Origin of the sequence: Thioclava sp. DLFJ5-1 (assembly GCF_002020115.1) — a bacterium.
Taxonomy (GTDB): Bacteria; Pseudomonadota; Alphaproteobacteria; order Rhodobacterales; family Rhodobacteraceae; genus Thioclava; species Thioclava sediminum.
Genome location: NZ_MPZU01000003.1, coordinates 201,641 through 226,330, shown reverse-complemented (window position 1 = coordinate 226,330; position 24,690 = coordinate 201,641). Strand labels below are relative to the sequence as shown.

The 24,690-nt window shown below is 63.1% G+C and carries 25 protein-coding genes; 8 read left to right on the top strand and 17 right to left on the bottom strand.

Annotated elements, in window-relative coordinates:
* Window positions 1–5 precede the first annotated feature (5 nt).
* Complete coding sequence (locus BMI86_RS11725; protein WP_078522201.1) at window positions 6–827, bottom strand: ABC transporter permease; 822 nt, start codon at window positions 825–827, stop codon at window positions 6–8.
* A gap of 131 nt (window positions 828–958) precedes the next feature.
* Between BMI86_RS11725 and cysQ the strand changes: the two genes are divergently transcribed.
* The 8 genes from cysQ to BMI86_RS11685 all read left to right on the top strand — a co-directional run bounded on the left by cysQ (window position 959) and on the right by BMI86_RS11685 (window position 10,011).
* Window positions 959–1,753, top strand: a complete 795-nt coding sequence (gene cysQ, locus BMI86_RS11720) for a 3'(2'),5'-bisphosphate nucleotidase CysQ (RefSeq protein WP_078522200.1) — start codon at window positions 959–961, stop codon at window positions 1,751–1,753.
* Entirely contained in the window at window positions 1,753–2,553 is an 801-nt protein-coding gene (locus tag BMI86_RS11715; RefSeq protein WP_078541567.1) for a manno-octulosonate cytidylyltransferase, read from the top strand. The genes cysQ and BMI86_RS11715 overlap by 1 nt, the downstream gene beginning before the upstream one ends.
* A gap of 194 nt (window positions 2,554–2,747) precedes the next feature.
* Window positions 2,748–3,641 carry a UTP--glucose-1-phosphate uridylyltransferase GalU gene (gene galU, locus BMI86_RS11710; protein WP_078522198.1) on the top strand — a complete coding sequence of 298 codons (894 nt, stop codon included), beginning with the start codon at window positions 2,748–2,750 and terminating at the stop codon, window positions 3,639–3,641.
* Window positions 3,642–3,644: 3 nt separating this feature from the next.
* On the top strand, window positions 3,645–4,631 hold the full coding sequence (gene galE, locus BMI86_RS11705) for a UDP-glucose 4-epimerase GalE (protein ID WP_078541566.1): 987 nt from the start codon (window positions 3,645–3,647) through the stop codon (window positions 4,629–4,631).
* Window positions 4,632–4,656: 25 nt separating this feature from the next.
* Window positions 4,657–5,679, top strand: coding sequence for a glycosyltransferase family 2 protein (locus BMI86_RS11700; RefSeq protein ID WP_078541565.1), 1,023 nt, complete (start codon window positions 4,657–4,659; stop codon window positions 5,677–5,679).
* 212 nt (window positions 5,680–5,891) lie between these two features.
* Window positions 5,892–6,902 carry a glycosyltransferase family 2 protein gene (locus tag BMI86_RS11695; protein WP_078541564.1) on the top strand — a complete coding sequence of 337 codons (1,011 nt, stop codon included), beginning with the start codon at window positions 5,892–5,894 and terminating at the stop codon, window positions 6,900–6,902.
* 13 nt (window positions 6,903–6,915) lie between these two features.
* The gene (locus BMI86_RS11690) at window positions 6,916–8,616 is read left to right on the top strand and encodes a beta-1,6-N-acetylglucosaminyltransferase (protein ID WP_078541563.1); all 1,701 of its coding nucleotides are present in this window, start codon (window positions 6,916–6,918) and stop codon (window positions 8,614–8,616) included.
* A 3-nt stretch (window positions 8,617–8,619) separates the two neighbouring features.
* Window positions 8,620–10,011: a nodulation protein NodH gene (locus tag BMI86_RS11685; protein ID WP_078541562.1), complete on the top strand. Its 1,392-nt coding sequence runs from the start codon at window positions 8,620–8,622 to the stop codon at window positions 10,009–10,011.
* A 67-nt stretch (window positions 10,012–10,078) separates the two neighbouring features.
* Here BMI86_RS11685 and BMI86_RS11680 read toward each other — a convergent pair whose 3' ends face one another.
* From BMI86_RS11680 to BMI86_RS11605, 16 genes are all read right to left on the bottom strand, one after another.
* Window positions 10,079–10,543 carry a PTS sugar transporter subunit IIA gene (locus BMI86_RS11680; RefSeq protein ID WP_078541561.1) on the bottom strand — a complete coding sequence of 155 codons (465 nt, stop codon included), beginning with the start codon at window positions 10,541–10,543 and terminating at the stop codon, window positions 10,079–10,081.
* 33 nt (window positions 10,544–10,576) lie between these two features.
* Window positions 10,577–11,152 (bottom strand): ribosome-associated translation inhibitor RaiA, encoded by a 576-nt coding sequence (gene raiA, locus BMI86_RS11675; protein WP_078522191.1) that lies wholly within the window; start codon window positions 11,150–11,152, stop codon window positions 10,577–10,579.
* Between the two features lie 297 nt (window positions 11,153–11,449).
* Window positions 11,450–12,226, bottom strand: a complete 777-nt coding sequence (lptB, locus tag BMI86_RS11670; protein ID WP_078541560.1) for an LPS export ABC transporter ATP-binding protein — start codon at window positions 12,224–12,226, stop codon at window positions 11,450–11,452.
* Window positions 12,226–12,684: a lipopolysaccharide transport periplasmic protein LptA gene (lptA, locus tag BMI86_RS11665; RefSeq protein ID WP_143594792.1), complete on the bottom strand. Its 459-nt coding sequence runs from the start codon at window positions 12,682–12,684 to the stop codon at window positions 12,226–12,228. The genes lptB and lptA overlap by 1 nt, the downstream gene beginning before the upstream one ends.
* Before the next feature lie 41 nt (window positions 12,685–12,725).
* Window positions 12,726–13,328, bottom strand: coding sequence for an LPS export ABC transporter periplasmic protein LptC (lptC, locus tag BMI86_RS11660; protein WP_143594779.1), 603 nt, complete (start codon window positions 13,326–13,328; stop codon window positions 12,726–12,728).
* Window positions 13,328–14,284: a KpsF/GutQ family sugar-phosphate isomerase gene (locus tag BMI86_RS11655; RefSeq protein ID WP_078541558.1), complete on the bottom strand. Its 957-nt coding sequence runs from the start codon at window positions 14,282–14,284 to the stop codon at window positions 13,328–13,330. Before BMI86_RS11655 ends, lptC begins: the two co-directional genes overlap by 1 nt.
* On the bottom strand, window positions 14,265–14,879 hold the full coding sequence (locus tag BMI86_RS11650) for a ribonuclease D (RefSeq protein ID WP_078541557.1): 615 nt from the start codon (window positions 14,877–14,879) through the stop codon (window positions 14,265–14,267). The genes BMI86_RS11655 and BMI86_RS11650 overlap by 20 nt, the downstream gene beginning before the upstream one ends.
* 105 nt (window positions 14,880–14,984) lie before the next feature.
* Window positions 14,985–15,626: a DedA family protein gene (locus BMI86_RS11645; RefSeq protein WP_078541556.1), complete on the bottom strand. Its 642-nt coding sequence runs from the start codon at window positions 15,624–15,626 to the stop codon at window positions 14,985–14,987.
* Between the two features lie 74 nt (window positions 15,627–15,700).
* The gene (locus BMI86_RS11640; protein ID WP_078541555.1) at window positions 15,701–16,444 is read right to left on the bottom strand and encodes a hypothetical protein; all 744 of its coding nucleotides are present in this window, start codon (window positions 16,442–16,444) and stop codon (window positions 15,701–15,703) included.
* 109 nt (window positions 16,445–16,553) lie between these two features.
* Window positions 16,554–17,612 carry an ABC transporter ATP-binding protein gene (locus tag BMI86_RS11635; RefSeq protein WP_078541554.1) on the bottom strand — a complete coding sequence of 353 codons (1,059 nt, stop codon included), beginning with the start codon at window positions 17,610–17,612 and terminating at the stop codon, window positions 16,554–16,556.
* Between the two features lie 3 nt (window positions 17,613–17,615).
* Window positions 17,616–18,404: an ABC transporter permease gene (locus BMI86_RS11630; RefSeq protein WP_078541553.1), complete on the bottom strand. Its 789-nt coding sequence runs from the start codon at window positions 18,402–18,404 to the stop codon at window positions 17,616–17,618.
* Window positions 18,401–19,255 carry an ABC transporter permease subunit gene (locus tag BMI86_RS11625; RefSeq protein WP_078522181.1) on the bottom strand — a complete coding sequence of 285 codons (855 nt, stop codon included), beginning with the start codon at window positions 19,253–19,255 and terminating at the stop codon, window positions 18,401–18,403. The genes BMI86_RS11630 and BMI86_RS11625 overlap by 4 nt, the downstream gene beginning before the upstream one ends.
* A gap of 77 nt (window positions 19,256–19,332) precedes the next feature.
* Window positions 19,333–20,439, bottom strand: coding sequence for an ABC transporter substrate-binding protein (locus BMI86_RS11620; protein ID WP_078541552.1), 1,107 nt, complete (start codon window positions 20,437–20,439; stop codon window positions 19,333–19,335).
* Window positions 20,440–20,679: 240 nt separating this feature from the next.
* Window positions 20,680–21,834, bottom strand: coding sequence for an iron-containing alcohol dehydrogenase (locus BMI86_RS11615; protein WP_078541551.1), 1,155 nt, complete (start codon window positions 21,832–21,834; stop codon window positions 20,680–20,682).
* Window positions 21,831–23,219: an aldehyde dehydrogenase family protein gene (locus tag BMI86_RS11610; RefSeq protein WP_078541752.1), complete on the bottom strand. Its 1,389-nt coding sequence runs from the start codon at window positions 23,217–23,219 to the stop codon at window positions 21,831–21,833. Before BMI86_RS11610 ends, BMI86_RS11615 begins: the two co-directional genes overlap by 4 nt.
* Before the next feature lie 44 nt (window positions 23,220–23,263).
* On the bottom strand, window positions 23,264–24,628 hold the full coding sequence (locus BMI86_RS11605) for a glutamine synthetase family protein (RefSeq protein WP_078541550.1): 1,365 nt from the start codon (window positions 24,626–24,628) through the stop codon (window positions 23,264–23,266).
* Window positions 24,629–24,690: the final 62 nt, after the last annotated feature.

Here is a 24,690-nt window from a genome sequence, read left to right as displayed (position 1 = left end):
GTCCTTTAGCGCCGCGCACCCCAGCTGAGCGATGCGTATTGGCGCGTGTAGAACTCGCCCAGAAGGCCGATCATCAGGATCGCGAGCCCGACATAGAGCGGATATTCCCAATTCGAGAAATGCGGATTGTAGTTGATGAAGGTGTAGCCCCGCGCCTGATCGATCGTATGGAACAGCGGGTTCCAGTTGAACAGGATCAGCATCTTGTGCGGCAGATTGTTGGCGAGGAACATCTTGCCTGAGGCGATCATGTTGGCGCGGGTATAGACCTGCTGGATCACGCTCACCACTTCGGGCGCCCAAGGCTTCGCCGCAAGCAGCACGACTCCGACCGCGAGCCCCGTGAACCACGCCAGCAGCACCATCGCGAACGCGCCGACCCAGTCGTAGATCTCGATCGGTTTGAAGGCCGCGTGGTAGATGTAGAGCACCGTCACCATCGACAGCACCTGAATATAGAGCGCGCTCAGCGCCGCCGACGCGATCGAGATCGCCGTGGTCATCGGCGCGTGTTTCATCATCGCCGAAGTGGGCCCTTCCGACCCGAAGACCGCGCCGAGGGTCTTGGTGTGGGTCATGTAGAGGAAGATGCCCGTCATGATGTAGAGCAGGAAATCGCCCCGTACCGAACTCGACCGCATCCCGAGCACGCTGAACATGATGTAGAAAGAGATGACCAACAGCATCGTCTGAAACATGTTCAGCAACAGACCGATCAACGCATTCCCGTGGTTCTTGCGCAGATTGCGCACGGTGGCGTGATAGATCAGCTCCAGCAGGCTGAAGGTCGTGCCGAGCTTGGTCGATTTCGTCTCTGGTCTGAACATGTCCCTGCCGATTCGGGCGTCGTTGCGGCCCAAGCTAGGTCGGATTGCTTGCTCAACCCTTATCGCCGCATCATAAGGGGGGAGTTGGAGCATAGCAATTGGGCCTTAACAAGGCCGGGAGAGGCGTGACGATGGATTTCGAACATCTGATGCGAGTGATGCGGCGGCTGGCGCTCGAAGCAGGCGACAAGATCATGGAGATCTACGACTCGCCCGATTTCGAGGTGAAGTCGAAGTCGGATAACTCGCCGGTGACCGAGGCCGACGAGGCCGCCGACGCGCTGATTTCCGCAGGGCTGCGCGCAGAATTTCCCGATATGCCGCTCGTCACCGAAGAGCAGGCCGCGAGCCATTCGCAGGAGGTGTCGACCTTCCTGATCGTCGATCCGCTCGATGGCACGAAGGAATTCGTCAAGCGCCGCGGCGATTTCACCGTGAACATCGCCTATGTCGAGAATGGCAAGCCCGTGCGCGGCGTGGTCTACGCCCCCGCCAAGGGACGTCTCTTCTACACGCTGGCCGAGGGCCGTGCGGTCGAAGAGGACGGCCCCTTCGACAAGGAGCGCCCCGGCAAGCAACATCCGATCACCGTCTCGATGCCCGACAATCGCGGCCTGATGGTCGTCGCCTCGAAATCGCACCGCGATCAAGCGACCGACGATTACATCGGCAAATACGCGGTGAAGGACATGGCTTCGGCCGGGTCGTCGCTGAAGTTCTGCCTTGTCGCGACGGGCGAGGCCGATCTCTATCCGCGTCTCGGGCGCACGATGGAATGGGACACGGCAGCCGGTGACGCGGTTCTGCGCGGCGCGGGCGGCGAAATGATCCGCTTCGACGATCACGCACCCTTCACCTATGGCAAGCCGGGCTTCGAGAACCCGTTCTTCATCGCCTACGCCCCCGGCGTCCTGCTGGTGAAGTAATGTCGGTCCTGATCGTCATCCCGGCGCGCTACGCGTCGAGCCGCTATCCCGGCAAGCCGCTGGTCGAACTGACCGGCGCCACGGGCGAGAAAAAGACCCTGATCCAGCGCAGCTGGGAGGCGGCGACGCAGGTCGGCGGCGTCGACAAGGTCGTGGTAGCGACCGATGACGACCGCATTCGCGAGGCCTGCGAAGCCTTCGGCGCCGAGGTGGTGATGACCTCCGAGAGCTGCCGCAACGGGACCGAGCGCTGCGCCGAAGCGGCGGCGACCCTTGGCGGCGGTTTCGACATCGTCGTGAACCTTCAGGGCGACGCGCCGCTGACCCCCGCGTGGTTCATCGAAGACCTCGTTGCAGGCCTGCGCGCGAATGACTGGGCCGAGCTTGCGACTCCGGTGCTGCGCTGCGAAGGCGCGACGCTCAACAGCCTGCTGGAAGATCGCCAGAACGGGCACGTCGGCGGCACCACTGCAGTGTTCGGAGCCGGCAATCGCGGGCTCTATTTCTCGAAAGAGGTTATTCCCTTCACCTCCGAGACTTACGCGGACGAAGCCCCCACGCCGGTGTTCCACCATGTGGGCGTCTATGCCTACCGGCCGGACACGCTGGCGGCCTATGCGGGCTGGCCGATCGGGCCCCTGGAGACGCTCGAAGGTCTGGAGCAGCTGCGCTTTCTCGAGAACGATCGCGCGGTGCTCTGCACAGAGGTCGAGTCGCGCGGACGGCAGTTCTGGGAACTCAACAATCCGTCAGATGTAGCCCGGATCGAATCCATGATGCTGCAGATGCAGCTTCCCTGAACGCACGCAATTTATCGCCTATCGCACTAAAAATGCGGTTTTTCACGGCATTGCACGAAACAATTTTCGCATTTGCAGCATTTCTTCCCACGGGAGTGCTCAACGCCAGAACCGGTCCCTTGTTGGATCACGGCTTTGGGGACACAATAAACCAACTTCTGACGATTTAATCGTAGCAACCCTATAGGTGACGAATGAAAAGCAAGGTGACGAAGGCGATCTTCCCGGTGGCCGGCCTCGGAACCCGCTTCCTCCCCGCGACGAAGTCGATCCCGAAAGAGATCCTCACGTTGGTGGACCGCCCGCTTATCCAATACGCCATCGACGAGGCGCGTGCGGCCGGTATCGAGGAATTCATCTTCGTCACCTCGCGCGGCAAATCGGCGCTCGAGGATTATTTCGACAACGCCCCCGAACTGGAAAGCGCGCTGGCGCAGAAGGGCAAGACCGAAATCCTCGACGAGCTGCAGCAGACCAATATGGACAGCGGCGCGATCGCCTATGTCCGTCAGAACCAGCCGCTGGGTCTGGGCCACGCAGTCTGGTGTGCGCGTCGCCTGGTTCATGACGAAGCCTTCGCGGTGATCCTGACCGACGACGTCATTGCCGCCGACAAGCCCTGTCTGCAGCAGATGATGGAAGCCTATAACGAGACCGGCGGGAACTATGTCGCGGCGATGGAAGTGCCCGCCGACAAGACCGCGTCCTACGGGGTTCTGGATGTCGCCCCGGGCGACGGCCCGCGCCTGCAGGTCAACGGCATGGTCGAAAAGCCCAAGCCCGAGGATGCCCCCTCGAACCTCGCGGTGATCGGTCGCTACATCCTCACCCCGCGCATCATGTGGAACCTCGATGCGCGCAAGGCGGGTGCTGGCGGTGAAATCCAGCTGACCGACGCGATCGCGCAGGAAATCCATGGCGGCAACTCGGTCTATGGCTATCGCTTCGACGGGCAGCGCTACGATTGCGGCTCGAAGGCGGGCTTCCTGCAGGCGACGGTGGCTTTCGGCCTCCAGCGCCCGGATCTGAAGGATGAGTTCGGCGAATATCTCTCCGATCTTTCCGCGATGCGGCAGGCGGCTGAGTAAGCGATGCAGCAACATGTGTTGGTAACGGGTGGTGCGGGCTATATCGGCTCGCACGCCTGCAAAGCGCTGGCCGCGGCGGGCTATGTCCCGGTCTGCTTCGACAATTTCTCCACCGGCTGGAAAGAGGCGGTGAAGTTCGGCCCCGCCGAGGAGGGCGATCTTGCCGATCGTTCCCGCCTCGACGAGGTCTTCGCGAAATATCAGCCGATCGCGGTGATGCATTTCGCGGCGCTGAGCCTTGTCGGCGAGTCGATGCAGAACCCGTCGAAATACTGGCGCACCAACGTGAATTGCGCGCTGAATTTGATTGAAGCGGCCGTCGATGCGGGCTGCCGCAACTTCGTCTTCTCCTCGACCTGCGCGACCTATGGCGATCAGGACGGGGTCGTTCTCAACGAGGACACCGAGCAGCGCCCGATCAATGCCTATGGCGGCTCGAAGCGGGCCATCGAAGACATGCTGCGCGATTTCGGCGCGAGCCACGGGCTGAACTCGGTGATCTTCCGCTATTTCAACGTGGCGGGCGCCGATCCCGATGCTGAGGTCGGCGAGCAGCACATCCCCGAGACGCACCTCATTCCGCTGATGCTGGATGCCATCGCGGGCAAACGCCCGGCGCTCACCGTGTTCGGTTCGGATTACGCGACGCGCGACGGCACTTGCATCCGCGATTACGTCCACGTCTCCGATCTGGTCGATGCCCATGTTCTGGGTCTGAAATGGCTCGAGGACGGTAAACCCTCGCGGGTCTTCTGCCTCGGCTCGGGCAACGGGTTCTCGGTGCGCGAAGTGATTGACGCCTCGCGCGCGGTGACCAATCAAGACGTCCCGATTGTCGAAGGCGACCGTCGTCCCGGTGATGCCGCCGCGCTGGTGTCGGGCTCGAAACGGGCGACCGAGGAGCTTGGCTGGCAGCCGAAACGGTCGGACCTTTCCACCATGATTTCCGATGCATGGCGTTGGCATCAGGCGAAAGAGTATGAATACTGACCCCGAGGTAGGGTCAGGAGAATGAATGCCATCGCGCCGTGAGCTTTGGGAGGGCTACAGGCTGCGCCTCAAGCGCAAGCATTTCCTGTGGCGCGCCCTGCGCAAACGGCACCAGCTCGACCCCGTCACCAACCGCACGGGCAAGATAAAGCCCAGCGCGATCCTCGCCTTCGCGGTGATGCGCAACGAGGCGCGGCGGCTGCCGTTTTTCCTCAAGCATTACCGCAAGCTCGGCGTGGATCACTTCCTGATCGTCGACAATGGCAGCACGGATGACACCGCCGCGCTGCTGGCCGAGGCGCGCGATGTCTCGCTGTGGCAGACGTCGGACAGTTACCGTGCCTCGCGCTTTGGGCTCGATTGGGTGACGTGGTTGATGCTGCGCTACGGGCACGATCACTGGTGCCTGACCGTCGATGCGGATGAGCTGCTGATCTACCCCTATCACGACAGCCGCCCCCTGCCTGCGCTGACCGACTGGCTCGACCGGTCGGAGCAATGCAGCTTCCCGGCCATGATGCTCGACCTCTACCCGAAAGGGCCGCTGGGCGCGCAGCGCTACGAGGCGGGGCAGGACCCGTGCAAGATCCTGAGCTGGTTCGACGCCGGAAATTACATGATCACCCAGCAGGCACAGACCGATGCGCTGTGGATCCAAGGCGGGCCACGGGCGCGGGCGTTTTTCCCCGACAGCCCGCGCCAATCGCCGACCCTGTCGAAGATCCCGCTGGTGCGCTGGCACCGGCGATGGGCCTATCTGAACTCGACCCATGCGCTGCTGCCGCGCCACCTGAACCAGACCTACGACACGGACGGCGGCGAGGCGATTTCGGGGCTACTGCTGCACACGAAGTTTCTCGACGAGATCGTGGACAAGTCGAAGGAGGAGAAATCGCGTGGCGAGCATTTCGGCCAGCCCGCGGAATTCGACCAGTATTACGACGCGCTGGCTGCCGATCCGGAGCTTTGGACGCCGCATTCGACGCGGCTCGGCGACTGGCGGCAATTGGAGGCGCAGGGGCTGATGTCGCGCGGCGGCTGGATGTGAACGTGTTGACTTGGAGGCAACATTGCTGACGCAAGCGTTAGGCATGGCCTTCTCAGCTGCGCGCAAACCGGGTAAGTATCGGAAGATATTGATAAGCCGTTGAAAACTTGCCGATTTGAACAGGGCGACCTTTAACGATTTGAGAACTACGCTGCGAGTAGCAAGGGACCAGTGCGGCACGAAATGACCGCCACGTCGGAGAGGGACGGGTATTGGGACTGAGAGAGATCGCCAGGCTGCGCCGTAAACGCAGAATTCGGCAGATTCGGGCTTTCCGCAAAAGCCGCGAACTCTCTCTCTATTCCGATCGCACCGGCAACATCCGCCCCGAGGATATCCTCGTCTTCGTCACCGCCCGCAACGAACGCATCCGCCTGCCCTATTTCCTGCGCTACTACCGCGAGATGGGCGTCGGGCACTTCCTGTTTGTCGACAATGGCAGCGACGATGGCAGCGCCGAGTATCTCGCCCAGCAGGAGGACTGCTCGGTCTGGCACACGGACGCCTCCTACAAGGCGTCGAATTTCGGCATCGACTGGATGAACTGGCTGCTGCGCAAATACGGCACCGGGCATTGGACGCTGACGCTCGATCCGGACGAGTTCTTCGTCTACCCGTTCTGCGATACGCGGCCCATTCAGGCGCTGACCGACTGGCTCGACACCTATGGCATCCGGTCTTTTCCGGCGATGCTGCTGGATATGTATCCGAAAGGCCCGATCGACGCGCAGCCCTATCGCGAGGGGCAGAACCCGTTCGATCTGGCCTGCTGGTTCGATGCGGGCAACTACATGATCTCGCCCAATCCCGAGACCAACAATCTGTGGATTCAAGGCGGCCCCCGGGCGCGCATCTTCTTTCCCGACGCGCCCAAGAAGGCCCCTTCGCTCAACAAGATCCCGCTGGTCAAATGGGAGCGCGGGAACGTCTATATCTCATCGACCCATGCGTTGCTGCCACGTGGCCTGAATCAGGTCTACGACACGATTGGCGGCGAGATGGTCTCGGGCTGCCTGCTCCATGCGAAGTTCCTCTCGCCCCTCGCGGACAAGGTCGATGAAGAGCAGGAGCGCAAACAGCATTACGCGGGATCGCGCGAATATCACGCCTATGCCCGCACGATCTCAAAAGAGCCCGATTTGTGGTGCAAATGGTCTGAGAAATATATCAACTGGCGCCAGCTCGAGATCCTCGGGCTGATGTCGAAGGGCAATTGGGCGTGAGGAAACAAGGCGCGTGACAGTCGGATTCATCATGATGTGCCACACCGCGCTCGACCGGGCCGCGCAGGTCGCGCGGTTCTGGTCGGAGGGCGGATCGCCCGTGGTGATCCATGTCGATGCCCGCGTGACCGCGCATGACTATAACGGCTTCAAGAAGATGCTCTCCGATCTGGAGAATGTCTCCTTCTCGCGGCGCTACAAATGCGACTGGGGCACGTGGTCGCTGGTTGCCGCCAGCCAAGCCGCGGCCGAGCAGATGCTGGCGCTGCATGACGACGTGCGCCACGTCTATCTGGCGTCGGGCTCCTGCCTGCCGCTGCGCCCGCTGCACGAGCTGACCGACTATCTCGACGCGCGGCCCTATACCGATTTCATCGAGAGCGTGACCACCACGGAAGTCGGCTGGACCGTGGGCGGGATCGACATCGAACGCTTCACCCTACGCTTCCCGTTTTCGTGGAAGAAGCAGCGGCGCATGTTCGACCGCTATGTCGAGTTCCAGCGCCGCGTGGGCTTCAAACGGCGCATCCCCGACGGGCTGGTGCCGCATCTGGGCAGCCAATGGTGGTGCCTGACGCGCCAGACCCTGTCGGCCATTCTGGAAGACCCCGATCGCGCGCTCTATGACCGCTATTTCAAACGCGTCTGGATCCCGGATGAGAGCTATTTCCAGACCCTCGCAAGGCTCTATTCCACCTCGATCGAGAGCCGCTCGCTGACGCTGACCAAGTTCGATTTTCAGGGCAAGCCGCATATCTTCTACGACGATCACCTGCAGCTTCTGCGGCGGTCGGACTGTTTCGTGGCGCGGAAAATCTGGCCCAAGGCGGATAAGCTTTACCGGACCTTCCTCGACAAAAGCCCCGGGCGGTCCGTCATGGCAGAGCCGAACCCGGCCAAGATCGACCGGCTGTTTTCCAAATCGATCGAGCGGCGCACCCGCGGACGGCCCGGCCTCTACATGCAAAGCCGTTTTCCCAAGAAGGACCACGAGAACGGCAAGACCTCGGCGCCCTATTCGATCTTCCACGGCTTCTCGGATCTCTTCGAGAATTTCGACGGCTGGCTCGCGAAATACGTGGGCGCGCGGGTGCATGGCCATCTCTACGCCCCCGAGCGCGCCGAGTTCGCGGGCAATGAGCGGATGTTCAACGGCTGCCTGACCGACGACGCGGCGCTGCGCGACTACAACCCGCGTGCTTTTCTCACGAACCTGATCTGGAACTCGCGCGGGGAGCGGCAGTGCTACATGTTCTCGCCGCGCGACAATCAGGCGAATAACTGGTTCACCGCGACCGACCCGAATGCGCAGATTTCGGTCATCACCGGGGCTTGGGCGCTGCCGCTGTCGCGCAAGAACGAGAATTTCGCGACGATCCGGCGCGAAGCCGCGATGCTGCAGAAACGCGAGCTGGAGCATTTGGAGATTCTGCGCTCGATGTATGTGAAGGCGCGCGTGCGGATCTGGACCGTCGCGGATTTCATCGAGAACCCGATGGAGCCCCTGCAGACCATCATCGACGAGATCAGCCCCCGTGCGACCCGCCGACTGACCGAAGCGCCGCAGATGGTCGATCTGTCGGGGTTCAACCAATTCCTGCAAAATCTCAAGAACCAGGGGATGCAGCCGCTCGTGATGGGGGATTTCCCGCTCGAGCAAAGCGGGAAGCGCGATGCCGCCACCCGCCGCGGTCGCCCCTATCTGGTGAAATAAGACATGCCCAAATTTGACAGTTTCGTCGTTTTCGCCGAGATGCGCACCGGCTCCAATCTGCTGGAAGCTGCGCTGAACGATCTGGACCGCGTGACCTGCCACGGCGAGGCGTTCAATCCGGCGCTGATCGGCTACCCCAACCGCAAGGAGCTGGTGGGCGTTACCAAGGCGCAGCGCGATGACGACCCGCTGGCGCTATGGGGCGCGATCAAATCGCAGGACGGGCTGAACGGCTGCCGCTATTTCCACGATCACGACCCGCGGATGCTGGCCGTCTTCGTGAACGATCCGAAATGCGCGAAGATCGTGCTGACCCGCAACCCGATCGAGAGCTATGTCAGCCTGATGATCGCGCGCGCCACCGGCCAGTGGAAGCTGGGCGATGCGAAGCACCGCAAGGCCACGAAGGCGCGCTTCGATGCCGAGGAGTTCGAGGCGCATCTGGAAGGGCTGCAGGACTTTCAGGTGACGCTTCAAAACGCGCTGCAACGCTCGGGGCAGACGGCCTTCTATATCGATTACGAGGATGCGCAGTCGGTCGAGGTGCTCAACGGTCTGGCGAATTGGCTGGGCGTCGCGGGGCGGCTGAAACAACTGCCCGAGACCCTGAAAGTGCAGAACCCGGAGCCGCTGGAGGCGAAGGTCGCGAATTTCCCGGGGATGGAGGCGTCGCTGGCGCGGCTCGACCGGTTCAACCTGTCGAAGACCCCGAATTTCGAGCCCCGGCGCGGTCCCGGCGTCCCCGGTTTCATCGCGAGCGAGGCGGGCCTGCTTTATATGCCGCTCCGGCCCGCGATGGATGCGCCGATCCGCGACTGGCTGGCGGCGACCGGCGAACTGGTCGAAGGGTTCAGCCAGAAGACCCTGCGCCAGTGGAAACGTCGCCATCCCGGCCATCGCAGCTTCACGGTGCTGCGCCACCCGCTGATGCGCGCGCATCTGGCGTTCAATGCGGTGCTCAACTGGGACAATATGAACGAGACCCGCGCCGTCCTGCGTCAAAGCTACAAGCTGCCGATCCCGAAGGAGGGGCAGAGCATCGCGCCCGCCGATTATGCCGAAGCGCTGATCGCCTTCTTGGGCTGGCTCAAATCCAATCTCGCGAACCAGACGAGCCTGCCGGTGAATACGCTCTGGGCAACGCAATCGGCGGCGCTTCAGGGGATCGGCCAGTTCGCCCTGCCCGACCTTCTGGTGCGCGAGGAGCGGATGGCGGAGGACTTCGCCTATCTCGCCAGCATGGCCGGGGTGGAGGCCCCTGCCTTCGCGCCCGGCGAGACCGACACCGCCTCGATCAAGCTCGCCGATATCTGGACGCCCGACCTCGAGGCCGCCGCGCGCGAGACCTATACGCGCGACATGATGCAGTTCGGCTTCGGCAACTGGCGCGACTGAGCCTGTGCCATGAAAAAAGCGCGCCGGGCGGACCGACGCGCTTTTTCGATTTTCCTTCGAGACTGGTTCAGGCCGCCTGACGGCTCTGCGCCTCCGTCAGCACTGCGTGCAGCGTCGACGGATCGGTATTCGCCCGCAGCTTCTCGCAGGTTTCCGGATCGCGCATCGTGCGCGACACGAGGGCCAGCGCCTTGAGATGCTCGACCCCGGAATCCTTCGGCGCGAAGAGCGCGAAGACCAGATCGACCGGCAGCCGGTCCACCGCGTCGAAATCGAGCGGCTTTTCCAGACGCAGGAAGACACCCACGACTTCGCTCAGCCCCTCGAGCCGCGCATGCGGAAGCGCAACGCCGTGGCCGACACCGGTCGGCCCGAGGCTTTCACGCTCCTGCAGCGCATCGACAGTCTCCGCGGCGTCGATCTTGTAGCACGCCGCCGCGATGTCACCGAGATCCTGAAACAGGCGTTTCTTGCTCGTGACATTCGACAGCACTTTGACCGCGCCAGGCACGAGAAGTTTAGATAGGTCCATGAACTCGTCTACTCCGCGCCCGTTCCGGGCCGCTCATTTGCTGTTGCGCGGGTCGATCCAGCCGACATTGCCGTCTTCACGCCGATGAACGACGTTGACCCCGCCATGTTTCTCGTTGCGGAAGACGAGTAGCGACGCATCAGACAGCTCCATCTGCATGACCGCTTCACCGACCGAGAGAGTGGGAACCTTGGTTTCCATCTCGGCTACGATCATCGGAGCACCTTCGTGCGTCTCGCCGGTATCGTCATCCTCTTCCGAGGCGAGCACATATAGACCTGCGGCTTCGAATTCAACTGGTTCAGCACGGTCGCGGTGATGATCTTTCAATCTGCGCTTGTGACGCCGCAGTTGCTTGTCCATCTTTTCGCGCGCCGCATCGAAGGCCGCATAGATTTCCGTGGCATGACCCTTGGCCGAAGCGGTGAGCCCGGTCGACAGGTGCACCGTCGCCTCGCAAATAAACTCATGCGCATCGCGCGAGAAGGTGATCTGCGCATCGGTGGGACGCTGCATGTATTTCTCGGCGACCTCGCCCAACTCCGACTTGACGTGAGATTGCAGGGCCTCTCCGACATCGATTTGTTTGCCGGTGATTTGGTAACGCATGGATTTCCTCCTTCACGCATTGGGCCAGCGACCCCAGCCTTTGGGCTGAGGTGTTTCGGGCCGGTTAATCTCTTGAAAAGTCGCGTTGAGTCTGAATTCGCCCGGGCCCTCTTTCGGGGACCTTCCGCGCGCCGGACCCCTCTCGGGGGCCGCAAGCGCGCCCGGGGAGTGGGGGCGAACATTACGCATCTCTTATGTATTTGGGGATGGATCGTGGGGGGTGTCAACGGGTCTCCCTCGCTGCAGTGCAAAACTGCCGGTAGGCGGAGGCGCCCGGCAGGGATCCGCGGATCACGATCAGAGGATGCGGAAGTGCTGGCCGAGATAGACGCGGCGCACGTTTTCGTCCTGCACAACCTCTTCCGCGGTGCCCGACATCAGCACCGTGCCGTCATGCAGAATGTAGGCCCGATCCACGATCTCGAGCGTTTCGCGCACATTGTGATCGGTGATCAAAACCCCGATACCCCGATCTTTCAGCTGTGCGACGAGCGCGCGAATCTCCGACACCGCGATCGGATCGACGCCCGCGAAGGGTTCGTCCAGCAACAGATATTTCGGATCGGCAGCCAGACAGCGCGCGATTTCGCAGCGTCTGCGCTCGCCCCCCGACAGCGCCAGCGCGGGCGCCTGGCGCAGATGGCCGATCGAGAAATCGCCCAGAAGTTCTTCCAGCCGCTCGCGACGGGTGTGCGGATCGGATTCCGCTACTTCCAGCACCGCCATGATGTTGTCTTCGACCGAAAGCCCGCGGAAAATCGAGGCTTCCTGCGGCAGATAACCGATCCCGAGCCGCGCGCGGCGATACATCGGCAGGCCCGTTACATCGCGCCCGTCGATCAGAACCTCGCCCGCATCGGGGCGGATCAGACCGGCGATATTATAAAAACAGGTGGTTTTGCCCGAACCGTTCGGTCCGAGAAGCGCCACGACCTCGCCGCGCGACAGGTCGAGCGAGACGTCGCGAATCACGGGGCGGCGCTTGTAGCTCTTGCGCAGACCCCGGACCTGCAAACCGCCTTGGCCCGCGACCGGGGCTAGCCCGGCGTCGCTTTTGACGGCATCCTCGGCCATCACTTGCTCCCGGCGGGCTTCAGAAGCGTGCGCACACGCCCGTCCATCGTGCCGGCGCCGGTGCTCAGATCGACGTTGAGCTTGTTGCCCGACATCACATTGTCGCCTTGGGTCAGCAGCACATTGCCGGTCATCACGACGGTGCCCGCTTTCACGTCATAGACGGCTTCCTCGGCCTCCGCCGCCTCAGTGGGCGAAACCAGCGTGACGCCGCCCGTCGCGTGCAGCTTCGTGATCTCGGAGCGCTTGTCGCTGGCGTAGAACACCTCAAGCTCGGCGGCTTTCATGTGCATGTCGCCCTGCGTGACCTCCACATTGCCGGAGAACACCGCCTGCCCGCTTTCCTGATTGACGTTGAGCGAGTCGGCCGTGACTTCGACCGGGGCCGTCTTGTCGGCGCGCAGCCCGCCGAAATCGACGCTTTGCGCCATCACGAGAACCGGGAACGAAACCGCCATCGCACAGGCGGTGAAAAAACGCGCTCGAAACATCCACACCCTCATTGTTGCGGCTGATATACCAGCTTCACACCCTGTTTGAAAACAAGATCGTGACTGCTGCCATCCGCCGTCGGGACCATCTGCATATAGCCCGCATCGAGCGTTCCGAAAGGGGACGTCCCATGGATCGGGCCGGGCGAGGTCAGGATACTGCTATCGGTCTGCAACTCGACCTTGTCGGAGTTCACCCGGTAGCCGTCGGAGGTCTGCATCGCGACCTTGCCGGTCAGGTCGATCCGGTTCGAATTGGGCTGGAATAGACCCTCATTCGCGCTCAAATCGGTCACATGGCCATCGGGTGCGGTCAGCTTTGCCGCGACCTGATCGGCACTCGCGCCCTGATCCTGCGAGGGCTGGGTGCGCGCCATTGCTGCGGTCACCGAGAGCGTCGCGCCGGTATCGGTCACGCCGGAATATTCCGGCCGGGTGACCGCATTTTCGCGCGCGAGTTTCTCGACATCGACCTTGGCATAGGGAATCGCGGCGCTCGGATCGATCCGGCGCGAGACGAGAAAGATCGTCGACAACAGCGCCAGCGCGAGCAGCGGCAGGACGATCTTCGCCCAGGTCACCAGTCGCGTATGGCTGTTGTCGTACATCATCAGACGATCCCGGCCCTCAGGCAGTCGTGGATTTGCAGGAAGCCGACGGGCTTTTCGTCTTCGACCACGAAGAGCGCGGTGATCTTGCGCTCGTTCATCTGCGCCACGGCGGCCTCGGCCAATTGTCCGGGCGCGATGGTGCGCGGATTGGCGGTCATCACCTCCGAGACCTTATGCTCCAGCAGCCCCTGCATATGGCGCCGCAAATCGCCATCGGTGACGATCCCGGTCAGACGCCCGGCCTCATCGGTGACGCCGACCACGCCGAAACCCTTCTGGCTCATCATCAAGAGCGCATCGGGCATCGGCGTTTCTTCCACCACCAGCGGCATATCGCGATGCATCAGATCCGAGACTTTCGACAGGCGCGCGCCCAGCTTGCCGCCCGGATGGAAGGTGCGGAAATGCTCGGCGGTGAATTCGCGTTGCTCCATCAGAGCGACGGCCAACGCATCGCCCAGCGCGAGCGTCATCGTCGTCGAGGTGGTGGGCACAACGCCCGTGCCGCAGGCTTCCTCCGCCTTGGGCAGCACCAGCGCCAGATCGGCCTGCCGCAGCAGGGTCGAGTCCGGGCGGCTTGCCACACCGATCAGCGGGATCTGAAAGCGCCGTGTATGGGCGATCAGGTCGGCCAGCTCCGGCGTCTCGCCGGAATTCGACAGCACGAGCGCCAGATCGTGCCGGGTGACCATCCCCAGATCGCCGTGGCTCGCCTCCGCCGGATGCACGAAATGCGCAGGCGTCCCGGTGGAGGCCAGCGTCGCCGCGATCTTGCGCCCGATATGGCCAGATTTCCCCATGCCGGAGACGATCACGCGCCCCTCGGTCTTGAGGATCATCGCCACCGCGCGCGAAAACTCGCCATCGAGGCTCGCCGCCAAGGCTTCCAGCCCGGCAACCTCGATGCCGATCACGCGGCGGGCGATGTCGGAATAATCAGTGGTGGAAGATGTCATTGGGTTCATCCCAGCCCAGCAGATCGAGCTTCGCACGCGTCGGCAGGAAATCGAAACAGGCCTGCGCCAGTCCGAGCCGGTTCTCGCGCTCCAGCCGCGCCACGAGTTCGGCCTTGATCTGGTGCAGGTAGAGCACGTCCGAGGCCGCATATTCCATCTGCGCGTCGGTCAGCTCCGCCGCGCCCCAGTCCGAGCTTTGCTGCTGCTTGGAGATGTCGACGCCGACAAGCTCCTGCACCAGCACTTTCAGCCCGTGGCGATCGGTAAAGGTCCGCACCATCTTCGAGGCGATCTTGGTGCAGAAAACCGGCTTCGTCTCCACCCCGAACGCATTGTAGAGCGCGGCGACGTCGAAGCGCGCGAAGTGGAACAGCTTCTCCACCGACGGATCGGCCAGCATGCGGCACAGGTTTGGCGCTTCGGTCTGACCTTGGGCGATCTTCACCAGATGCGCGTCACCGTCGCCCGCCGAAAGCTGCACTAGGCAGAGCCGGTCGCGGCGCGGGTCGAGGCCCATCGTTTCGGAGTCGATGGCCACGACGGGACCGAGCTCGAGCCCGTCGGGAAGGTCGTTTTGATGCAGGTGGATTGCCACGGCGTGTCCTTCTTTAACGTCTTGCCGGGCATATAAGCCTTTTGCCGCGTTCTTGCCAACGCGAGATGGCAAAACCCGGCTTAGGTGTCGCTTGTGCTCAGCAGTTCAGCTCTCGCGCGCGGGCGTGGTACCGCTGGGGTCGTCGCTATCTCTCAGCGGCTTCCAGGTAATCACGCGATAGATGTAGAGCAGGACGAGCACCATGATCACGCCGGTCGAGACCGGGTTCACCCAGCTTGCGACTTCGCTGTACTGCTTCCCAAGCAGATAGCCGGCGACGGTCAGCAATGCGGTCCAGAGCGCGCTGCCCAGCGTGGTGTAAGCGAGGAAGGGGACGAACGGCATCCGCGCCATGCCTGCCGGCACCGAGATCAGCGTGCGGACGCCAGGCAGCATGCGCCCGAAGAACACGCCCACCCAGCCGTGCTTGTCGAACCATTTCTTGGTCCGGGTAATGTCGCGCGGGGTGATGCCGATCCAGCGGCCATGGCGGGTCGACAGGTGACACAGGCGCTTGATCCCGATCTTGAGGCCGATCCAGTACCAAAGGAGCGCGCCCAGCACCGAACCGATGGTGCCCGCGACGATCAACCCGACCAGCGAGAATTTCCCCTGCGCCGCCATATAGCCTGCGAGTGGCATGATCAGCTCGGACGGGATCGGCGGAAATACGTTCTCCAGCAGCATCAAGCCCGCGATGCCGAAATAGCCGAAGGACGCGATGACGCCTGTGATCCAGTTGAACATGTTTTCTCCTTTGGCGACTGAGGCCAGAACGGCGCGCCATGGTCAGTTAAATTGGCTTCAATTCTCGTGATGCATCATTCGGCGACCTCGTGCGGAGCGTCGGTCTGGCGATCCTTCTCGCTTTGTCGCTGGCGGTGTCGCAGCTGTTGCAGCTCTGCGCCACGCTCGCGGCGTTGGCCGTCTTCGCTGGTGAGGAAAGCGCGCGCTTCCTGCTCCAGCATTTCCTTCAGCCGCGCCGCCAATTCGCGACGTTTGCGGAAACTGCGCAGCTGCACCGTCGAAGAGGTCTGCGGCAAGAAGCGTTGATGCTCACCGGCGTGATAGACGTCGAAGCAAAGCCGTCCCGCGGTCAGGATATTGTCGCGACTGCTTTCTGCGAGAACGGTGAAAACCACCGATTCCACCTGTTTCGCGTCTTCGGGCAGGTCGGAGAATTCCAGCGCGACGTCCACGAGATCGGAGATACGGCCGAGATCGCGATAATCCGCGGTTTTCAGCGGGCCCTTGATCGACTCGTTGGGGCTGGACTCCGCGAATGGCGCAAAGCCCCCGGAATCGCTGGCGATCGAGTGATAGGTTTTCCCGTCGATCACGAGATCGGCCAGAAGCGCTTTCACGAAAATCGGCTCGGCGCCCATATTGCCCAGCATCAGATGCCCGCGTTCATGGCCGCCCGCGACCCGGGTAAGCAGCAGTTTCGAGCGACGCTCCCGCCGGAAATTCTGCAGCAGAAGTTGCAGATAGATAATCCAGACGAGCGCGGTGACGATCTGCACCGCGATACTCACCACCTGATTATGATCGACGAGCCACTCCATTTTCATCCTTCTGCTACGGTCGCGTGTAAGCTTTCATCGGCAACGCGGCAGAAGGGGCTCCGGGTCCGAAACCCGGAGAAAAGAAGGGCGCAGGGCTTGTTTCGCGTCGTCAGTCGGCCAGAACGAGCAGATCGCGGCTTGCGACGCTGACCTCGGCCTCGGTGCCGACCTTGGGCGGCGGATTGCCGGGACGGTTGAACGTGTCGAGCGCGATAAGCTGCCCTTCCACTTCCATTCTCACCCGCAGAATCGAGCCGAGGAAATGCGTCTCGACGATCCGCCCCGTGAACACTGTGTCATTGCCCTCGCGGCGGCCCAGCGCCAGAACTTCGGGCCGCGCGGCCAGCGTGACCGGAGTGCCTTGGCCCGCGGTGACCGGTTCGGACAGGATCACCTCGGTGCTGCCGACGCGCAGAGCGCCGCGTTCCGGATCGGCCACTTCGGCCTCGAGCGCGTTCAGCGTGCCCACGAATTGCGCGACGAAGCGGGTCTTCGGCTGGTTGTAGATCTCGAAAGGCGCGCCGATCTGCTCGGCCACACCGCCATTCATCACCACCACCCGATCCGAGATCGACAGCGCCTCTTCCTGATCGTGCGTCACGAAGATCGTGGTGATGCCGAGGCGGCGCTGAATGTCACGGATCTCTTCGCGCAAGGAGACGCGGATCTTCGCATCGAGCGCGGAAAGCGGCTCGTCGAGCAGCAGAACGCGCGGCTGGATCGCGAGCGCGCGCGCCAGCGCTACGCGCTGCTGTTGCCCGCCGGATAGCTGGAACGGGTAGCGGTTGCCCAGATCGGGCAGACCGATCAGCTCCAGCATCTCGGTCACACGGGCCTTGATCTCGGCGCGCGGACGTTTCGCCACGCGCAACCCGAAGCCCACGTTCTGCGCGACCGTCAGGTTGGGAAACAGCGCGTAGGCCTGAAACACCATACCGATATTGCGCTGGTTCGCCCCCAGATGCGTGACGTCCTGCCCACCGATGCGGATCGCGCCGCCCGAAGGGCTCTCGAAGCCCGCCACCATCCGCAGCACGGTCGTCTTGCCGCAGCCCGACGGGCCGAGCAGCGAGATAAATTCGCCCTCTTCGATGGAGAGGTTGAAATCCTTCACAACGCGGTTCGCGCCGAAGGATTTTTCCAGATGTTCGATCTCGAGAGAGGCCATGGGTTACCGCTTTGCGTTCGTATGTTTGGAAAACCGGGTGACGAGTTGGATCAGCCCCATGCAGATCCAGGTGATCGAGAAGGCGATCACCGCAAGCGCGGCAGGCTCGTAAGCCTTGTTCGCGCCGGTCAGCTGCATGTAGGGGCCGAATGCCGGCCGGTTGAGGAGCGAGGCGAGGACGAACTCGCCGATGACGATGGCGAAGGTGATGAAGGCGCCCGAGAGCACCGCGACCAGCACGTTCGGCAGGATGACGCGGGCGAGGATCGTGCTCCACCCGGCGCCGAGGCTCTGCGCGGCTTCGGTCAGCGTGCCGACATCGATGGTACGCAGCCCGGTATCGACCGCGCGATACATGTAAGGCAGCGAAAGCGTGGCATAGCCCAGCATCAGCAGGAGGTTGGTGCCCGTCGTCGTGCCGGTCAGCGGCAGGATCGACGAGGTGTTATAGAGCCGGATATAGCCGAAGACGATCACGATCGGCGGGATCACCAGCGGCAGGAGCGTGATGAACTCCACGACCGGGCGCCAATGCGGCAGCTTGAGACGCACCCAATAGGCGGTCGGCACCACGATCAGCGCGCCCACGAGGATCGTGAAGATCGCCATCACGACGGAGTAGCTGAAGGTCTCGCGGAATTGCGGATCGGCCAGCACCGAGCGGTAAGCGTCGAGCGAATAGACCCCGCGCCGCGCGCGCAGCGAGAATTCCAGCGTGCCGAGCAGCGGCAGCGCGAAATAGAGCGCCCCGAAAGCCAGCGCGAGCCAGGACCAGAGTTTCTTGGATTTCATCGCATCCACCTTTCGGAGCGTACGCGGAGCCAGACATAGGCGAGGTTGGCTAGGCCGGTGATGACGATCATCCCGAAGGCCAGCGCGTAGCCCAGATGCGGGTCCTGCAGCACGTCGCCGCGGATTTGCGCGTAAAGCATGATCGGCACGATCGACATCGACGAGCCGGTCAGCGCATAGGCCGTCGCCACCGCGCCGAAGCTGTTGGCGAAGAGCAGCGCCAGCGTGCCCAGCAGCGAGGGCCAGAGGATCGGCAGCGCGACGATGCGCCAATACTGGAAGCCGGTCGCGCCGAGGATGCTCGCCGCCTCTTTCCATTCGCGCTTCAGACCGTCCAGCGCGGGGGTGATGATCAGCACCATCAGCGGGATCTGGAAGAACAGATAGGTGATCGTCAGACCGAAGAAGCTCAGCAGGTTGAAGCCGTGCGTGTAGATGTTGAAGCCGAACCACGACTTCAGCAGCACGGTCACGAGGCCCAGCCGCCCCAGCGTCGCGAGGAAGGCAAACGCCAGCGGCACCCCTGCGAAGTTCGAGGCCACGCCCGAGAAGGTCATCACCGGACCGCGCAGCCAGTTCGGCAGGCCGCCCAGCGTGACGGCGGCGGCCAGCGCAAAGCCGATCAGGCAGCCTACAAGCGCGGTGGCGAGGCTGATCTTGATCGAGATCCAGTAGCTCGCGAGGATCGTCGGTTGAAACAGGTTCACGAGGTTCGACAGCGTGAAGCCCCCGTCACTCGTCCTAAACGCGCCCACCACGATATACATCGTCGGTGCGATCAGGAACAAAAGCGCGAAGAGCGTGAAGGGAACCATCCCCACCCAAGTCAGCGGCAGCTTGCGGCTTTGCATCGGGCCTCGCTTTGCAGAATTTCCAATAAAGTCGCCCCGCGCGATCAGGCGCGGGGCGTGTGCTTATGCGGGTTCGGTTACTGGACGTTCGCGCCGACGACGCTGTCCCAGCCGCCGGTCACGACTTCCTTGTTCGCAGCCTGCGCGTCGAGCGACGGGAAGACCGCCTTGGCATAGCCCTCGGCGGGCGGCATCGCGTCGAGCATCTTCTGCGGAACCTTGCCGTTGGCCGACAGGTCGTTGAAGCGGATCGGGTGGCAATAGCCTTCCAGCCAGCCGAGCTGACCTTCGTCCGAATAGAGGTATTCCATCCAGAGCTTGGCTGCGTTCGGGTGCGGCGCGTAGGCCGAGATCGCCTGAACGTAGACACCGGCGACAACGCCCGATTTCGGAACGACGACGTCGACCGGCGGGTTGCCGTTCAGCGTGTCGCGACCGGCCAGTGCGTTATAGTCCCACTCGACGACGATCGGGGTCGCGCCCTGTGCGAGCGTCCCGGTCTTGCCGATGACGGGCACGAAGTTGCCGTTCTTGTTCATCTCAGCGAAGTATTTCAGGCCGGCTTCGCCCGAAGCTTTGCCCGGCTCGCCGCCTGCTGCGACGCCCGCGGCCAGAACGCCGAGGATCGCCTGGTTCGAGGCGCGCGGATCGCCCGCGAGAGCCACCGAGTTCGCGTATTCCGGCTTGAGCAGGTCCGACCAGTCCTGCGGCACGTTGTCGACGATGTCCTTGTTCACCGCGAACGACAGCACGCCGTAATAGTCGCCATACCAGTAGCCTTCAGCATCCTTGGCGCTGTCCGGGATCGTGTCCCAGGTCGAGACCTTGTAGGGCTGGATCAGACCCTCGTCCTTGGCCGCCGGGCCGAAGGAAAGGCCCACGTCGATCACGTCGGGCGCCTGCGGACCCTTGTTGTCCTTGTTGGCGCGGATCGCCTCGAGTTCGTCAGCCGAGCCCGCATCGGGGTTCAGTTCGTTCACGGTGATCCCGGGATACTTCTTCTTGAAGCCGTCGATCACGCCCGCGTAGTTGCACCACGAATGCGGCAGCGCGATCGTGGTCAGGCTGCCTTCTTCTTTCGCGGCGGCGTAGAGGTCATCCATGCTGTCGGCGAAGCTGACGCCGGTGCTGGCAGCAAGGGCCATGGCGCTGGCCGCTGCAAGATAACGGAACTTGAAGGTCATTTTCAGGTCTCTCCCCGTTGATGGAGGGCGGTGCCGCCTCATGCGGTCCTGTCTCCCCCGAGCTAATGTCTTTCGACGGTTGTGCCGTCCGGTTGGCTCCGGCATCGGCGACCCTTTATGCGGGCGTTGTAACAGATTTTTGGCAGTACAGATGTTGAAGCAAAATTCCTCATCAACACTAGTTACAGACGCGTGATCCGCGCCGACGAGCGAGAGCCTCAGCCCCCGCTCGCGCCGATATCAAAGGCACGCCTCATAAAGCGCGCGGGTATTCTCGGTCGTCATCTCGACCGGGTTGCCGCCACAGGACGGATCTTCCAGCGCCATCTCGACGAGCATGTCGAGATCTTCGCGCTTCACGCCCATCTCGGTCAGGTTCGCCGGGATGGACAATTCGGTGCGCAGGCTCTCGATCCGGGCCTTGAAGCCCTCGAAGCCGCCCGCGATACCCAGATAAGCCGCCGCGCGGTTGATCCGCTCCTCGATGGTGGCGCGGTTGAAGTCGAGCACCATCGGCATCACGCAGGCATTGGTCGTGCCGTGATGGGTGCCGTAGACCGCGCCGACCGGGTGGCTCAGCGAGTGGATCGCGCCGAGGCCCTTCTGGAAGGCCACCGCCCCCATCGCCGCCGCCGACATCATATTGGCGCGCGCCTCCAGATCGTCCGGCGTCGTATAGGCGCGCGGCAGGTTCTCGAACACGAGCCGCATCCCTTCGAGCGCGATCCCCTGGCTCATCGGGTGGTAATGCGGGCTGCAGAACGCCTCGAGGCAATGCGCCAGCGCGTCCATCCCGGTACCCGCCGTGATGAAGGGCGGCATGCCGACCGTCAGCTCCGGATCGCAGATCGTGATCGCGGGCATCAGCTTCGGATGGAAGATGATCTTCTTCTTGTGGGTCTCGGAATTGGTCAGAACGCCCGCGCGCCCGACTTCCGAGCCGGTCCCGGCGGTGGTCGGCACCGCAATGATCGGCGCGATGGCGTCACCATTCGCCCGCGTCCACCAATCGCCGATATCCTCCAGATCCCAGACGCTCAGCGAAGCGTCCTGCCCGGCCATCAGCGCGATCATCTTGCCCAGATCGAGCGCGGAGCCGCCGCCGAAGCAGATCACACCGTCATGGCCGCCCGCCTTATAGACCTCGATCCCGGCGGCCATGTTGCCCTCGTTCGGGTTCGGATCGACCTCGGAGAAAACCGCGCGGCCAAGGCCCGCCGCGTCCAGCACGTCGAGCGCCCCGGCGGTGATCGGCAGCGCGGCCAGCGCCTTGTCGGTCACCAGAAGCGGCTTCGCGATACCCACGGATTTGCAGTGATCGGCCAGTTCCGAAATCCGGCCGGGGCCGAATTTGATCGTGGTCGGATAGGACCAGTTTGCGGTGGGGGCAGTCATTTCGTCACCTTCTTGAGATGGTAGGATTTCGGACGCGTCAGCGCGTGATAGCCCAGCACCGAAAGCGAGCCGCCACGGCCCGTTTCCTTGCAGCCGGTCCAGCACAGCGCCGGGTCGAGATAGTCGCAGCGGTTCATGAAGACGGTGCCGGTCTGCAGCCGCTTGCCCATCGCCTCGGCGCGGGCGGGATCGGCGGTCCAGATCGAGCAGGTCAGCCCGTAATCGCAATCGTTCATCGCGGCGATGGCTTCCTCGTCATCCTTCACCGGCATGATGCCGACGACCGGACCGAAGCTTTCCTCGCGCATCACGCGCATCTCGTGGTTCACATCGACGAGGATCTGCGGCGCGAGATAGGCGCCGCCGTCATCGGCCGGGAACAGCTCGGGATCGAGCAGCGGCTTGGCGCCATCGGTGATCGCATCCTCGATCTGGCCGCGCACCACTTCGGCGAAGCGCTTGTTGGCCATCGGGCCGAGGGTCGTCTCCGGTTCGAACGGATTGCCGAGGGTCAGCTTGCTCGCCCAGGCAGCGGCCTTTTCGACGAACGCATCGTAGAGGCTGGCATGGACGTAGATCCGCTCGATCCCGCAACAGCACTGACCCGCGTTGAACAGCGCGCCGTCCATCAGCCCGTCGACCGCCGCGTCCAGATCGGCATCCGCGGCCACATAGCCCGGATCCTTGCCGCCCAGTTCGAGGCCCAGCCCGGTGAAGGTGCCCGCCAGCGCGCGCTCCACCGCGCGGCCGCCACCGACAGAGCCGGTGAAATTGACGAAATCGAACGCCTTCGCGCCCATCAGCTCTTCCGACACCTCATGCGTCAGGTAGACGTTCTGGAACACGTCCTGCGGCACGCCCGCCGCGTGGAAGGCTTCGGCGATGCGCTCACCCACCAGCATCGTTTGCGTGGCGTGCTTCAACATCACCGTGTTGCCCGCGATCAGGGCCGGAACCAGCGAGTTGATCACCGTCATATAGGGGTAGTTCCACGGCGCGATGATGAAGACGACGCCGACCGGTTCGCGCGCGATCTGGCGCAGGAAGCTGTCGCTTTGCTCGACCACCATCGGGGCGAGCGCCTCTTCGGCGATCGAGGCCATGTAGCCCGCGCGCTCGTTCATGCCGCCGAATTCGCCGCCATAGCGGGTCGGGCGGCCCATCTGCCACGCAAGCTCCTCGACCACGAGATCCTTCATCTCGTTGAGCTTGGTGATGCCCGCCTCGACGAGCGCGATACGCTCCGACAGCGGACGTTCGGCCCATGCGGGCTGCGCGGCGCGAAGGCTCGCGGCCAGCGCCTGCGCGTCGGAGGCGCTCAGCGCCTCGCGTTCGGCATAGACCTGCCCGTCGACGGGCGAGATACATTTCAGGGTCTTGGTCATCATGTCTCCTTGCGGGGTGTAGGGCCCCGCGGGTCTGTCAAAACTCAGGCGCGTTCGAAACCGCGCATCCGCTCCCAGTCGGTCACAACTCGGTTCTGTTCTTCGATCTCCCAGCGGGCGGCGCGCACGTAATGGGCCATCACGTCCTCACCGAAGGCGGATTTGAGCATGTCCGAACCTTCCAGAGCGCCCAGCGCCTCGGTCAGCGATTTCGGCACCTCGGTCACTTCGCCCGCCTTGTAGATGTCGCCCGCGGCTTCCGGCCCCGGGTCCATCTCACCCTCGATCCCGGCCAGCCCCGCCGCCAGAAGCGACGCGCAGGCCAGATAGGGGTTCAGGTCGGCCCCGCCGATACGGCATTCGACGCGAATTCCTTTCGTGCCCTCGCCGCAGATGCGGAAGCCCGCCGTGCGGTTGTCCAAAGACCAGACCGCTTTCGTCGGCGCGAAAAGCCCCTCGCAGAAGCGCTTGTAGCTGTTGGTGTAGGGCGCGAGGAAATAGGTGATCTCGCGCGCATGGGTCAACTGCCCGGCGAGGAACTGATGCATCAACTCGGACATGCCATTCGGCGCGTCCTTGTCGAAGAAGGCAGGCTTGCCGCCCTTCCAGAGCGACTGGTGCACGTGGCTCGACGAGCCCGCCTTGTCGGTGTGGTATTTTGCCATGAAGGTCGCCGAGAGCCCGTGGGACTGCGCGACTTCCTTGGCGCATTGCTTGACCAGCACATGCATGTCGGCGGTCTGAAGCCCGCCCGCATATTTCACGTTCAGCTCTTCCTGACCGCATTCGGCCTCGCCCTTGGAGCATTCGACCGGCACGCCCGCCGCATAAAGCGCGTTGCGCATCGCCCGCATCGCCGGTTCGGCGCGCGAATTGCCCATCAGCGAATAGTCGACATTGTAGCGCGCGACCGGGGTCGGATCGGGATAGCCCGCGTCGAAGAGCTGCGGATAGCTTTCCTCGAACAGGAAGAACTCCAGCTCGGTCGCCATCATCACGTCAAAGCCCATGTCCTTGGCGCGCTTGAGCTGCGATTTCAGCATCTGGCGCGGCGAATGGGGGATCGGCTCGTGGCTGTGATGATCGAGCAGATCGCAGATCACCAGCGCCGTGCCCGGAACCCACGGGATCAGCCGCAGCGTCTCCATGTCGGGCTTCATCACGTAATCGCCGTAGCCGCGCTCCCAGCTGGACGCGTCATAGCCCGGCACGGTGACCATTTCCATGTCGGTCGCCAGCAGGTAGTTGCAGCAATGGGTCTCTTCCCATGCGCTGTCGATGAAATGCGCCGCGTGGAACCGCTTGCCCTGAAGCCGCCCCTGCATATCCACAAGGGCTGCGATGACCGTATCGACCTCGCCTGCATTGACCGATTTCTTGAGCGCGTCGAACGATAATTTGCGCGACATGAGTTCCTCCGGGATCAAGATCACCGCGCGAGATTGCCGCGCGGTGCGGGGCCCCACAAGAG

What these genes read in the sequence shown, in the direction of transcription:
- BMI86_RS11715 (WP_078541567.1), top strand. Translation starts at nt 1,753, where the DNA reads ATGTCGGTCCTGATCGTCATCCCGGCGCGCTACGCGTCGAGCCGCTAT.
- BMI86_RS11605 (WP_078541550.1), bottom strand. Translation starts at nt 24,628, where the DNA reads ATGTCGCGCAAATTATCGTTCGACGCGCTCAAGAAATCGGTCAATGCA.
- BMI86_RS11635 (WP_078541554.1), bottom strand. Translation starts at nt 17,612, where the DNA reads ATGGCCTCTCTCGAGATCGAACATCTGGAAAAATCCTTCGGCGCGAAC.
- BMI86_RS11630 (WP_078541553.1), bottom strand. Translation starts at nt 18,404, where the DNA reads ATGAAATCCAAGAAACTCTGGTCCTGGCTCGCGCTGGCTTTCGGGGCG.
- BMI86_RS11625 (WP_078522181.1), bottom strand. Translation starts at nt 19,255, where the DNA reads ATGCAAAGCCGCAAGCTGCCGCTGACTTGGGTGGGGATGGTTCCCTTC.
- raiA (WP_078522191.1), bottom strand. Translation starts at nt 11,152, where the DNA reads ATGCGTTACCAAATCACCGGCAAACAAATCGATGTCGGAGAGGCCCTG.
- BMI86_RS11700 (WP_078541565.1), top strand. Translation starts at nt 4,657, where the DNA reads ATGCCATCGCGCCGTGAGCTTTGGGAGGGCTACAGGCTGCGCCTCAAG.
- BMI86_RS11620 (WP_078541552.1), bottom strand. Translation starts at nt 20,439, where the DNA reads ATGACCTTCAAGTTCCGTTATCTTGCAGCGGCCAGCGCCATGGCCCTT.
- BMI86_RS11610 (WP_078541752.1), bottom strand. Translation starts at nt 23,219, where the DNA reads ATGACCAAGACCCTGAAATGTATCTCGCCCGTCGACGGGCAGGTCTAT.
- BMI86_RS11615 (WP_078541551.1), bottom strand. Translation starts at nt 21,834, where the DNA reads ATGACTGCCCCCACCGCAAACTGGTCCTATCCGACCACGATCAAATTC.
- BMI86_RS11645 (WP_078541556.1), bottom strand. Translation starts at nt 15,626, where the DNA reads ATGTTCAACTGGATCACAGGCGTCATCGCGTCCTTCGGCTATTTCGGC.
- BMI86_RS11680 (WP_078541561.1), bottom strand. Translation starts at nt 10,543, where the DNA reads ATGGACCTATCTAAACTTCTCGTGCCTGGCGCGGTCAAAGTGCTGTCG.
- lptB (WP_078541560.1), bottom strand. Translation starts at nt 12,226, where the DNA reads ATGGCCGAGGATGCCGTCAAAAGCGACGCCGGGCTAGCCCCGGTCGCG.
- cysQ (WP_078522200.1), top strand. Translation starts at nt 959, where the DNA reads ATGGATTTCGAACATCTGATGCGAGTGATGCGGCGGCTGGCGCTCGAA.
- lptA (WP_143594792.1), bottom strand. Translation starts at nt 12,684, where the DNA reads ATGGCGGTTTCGTTCCCGGTTCTCGTGATGGCGCAAAGCGTCGATTTC.
- BMI86_RS11640 (WP_078541555.1), bottom strand. Translation starts at nt 16,444, where the DNA reads ATGGAGTGGCTCGTCGATCATAATCAGGTGGTGAGTATCGCGGTGCAG.
- galE (WP_078541566.1), top strand. Translation starts at nt 3,645, where the DNA reads ATGCAGCAACATGTGTTGGTAACGGGTGGTGCGGGCTATATCGGCTCG.
- galU (WP_078522198.1), top strand. Translation starts at nt 2,748, where the DNA reads ATGAAAAGCAAGGTGACGAAGGCGATCTTCCCGGTGGCCGGCCTCGGA.
- BMI86_RS11685 (WP_078541562.1), top strand. Translation starts at nt 8,620, where the DNA reads ATGCCCAAATTTGACAGTTTCGTCGTTTTCGCCGAGATGCGCACCGGC.
- BMI86_RS11725 (WP_078522201.1), bottom strand. Translation starts at nt 827, where the DNA reads ATGTTCAGACCAGAGACGAAATCGACCAAGCTCGGCACGACCTTCAGC.
- lptC (WP_143594779.1), bottom strand. Translation starts at nt 13,328, where the DNA reads ATGATGTACGACAACAGCCATACGCGACTGGTGACCTGGGCGAAGATC.
- BMI86_RS11655 (WP_078541558.1), bottom strand. Translation starts at nt 14,284, where the DNA reads ATGACATCTTCCACCACTGATTATTCCGACATCGCCCGCCGCGTGATC.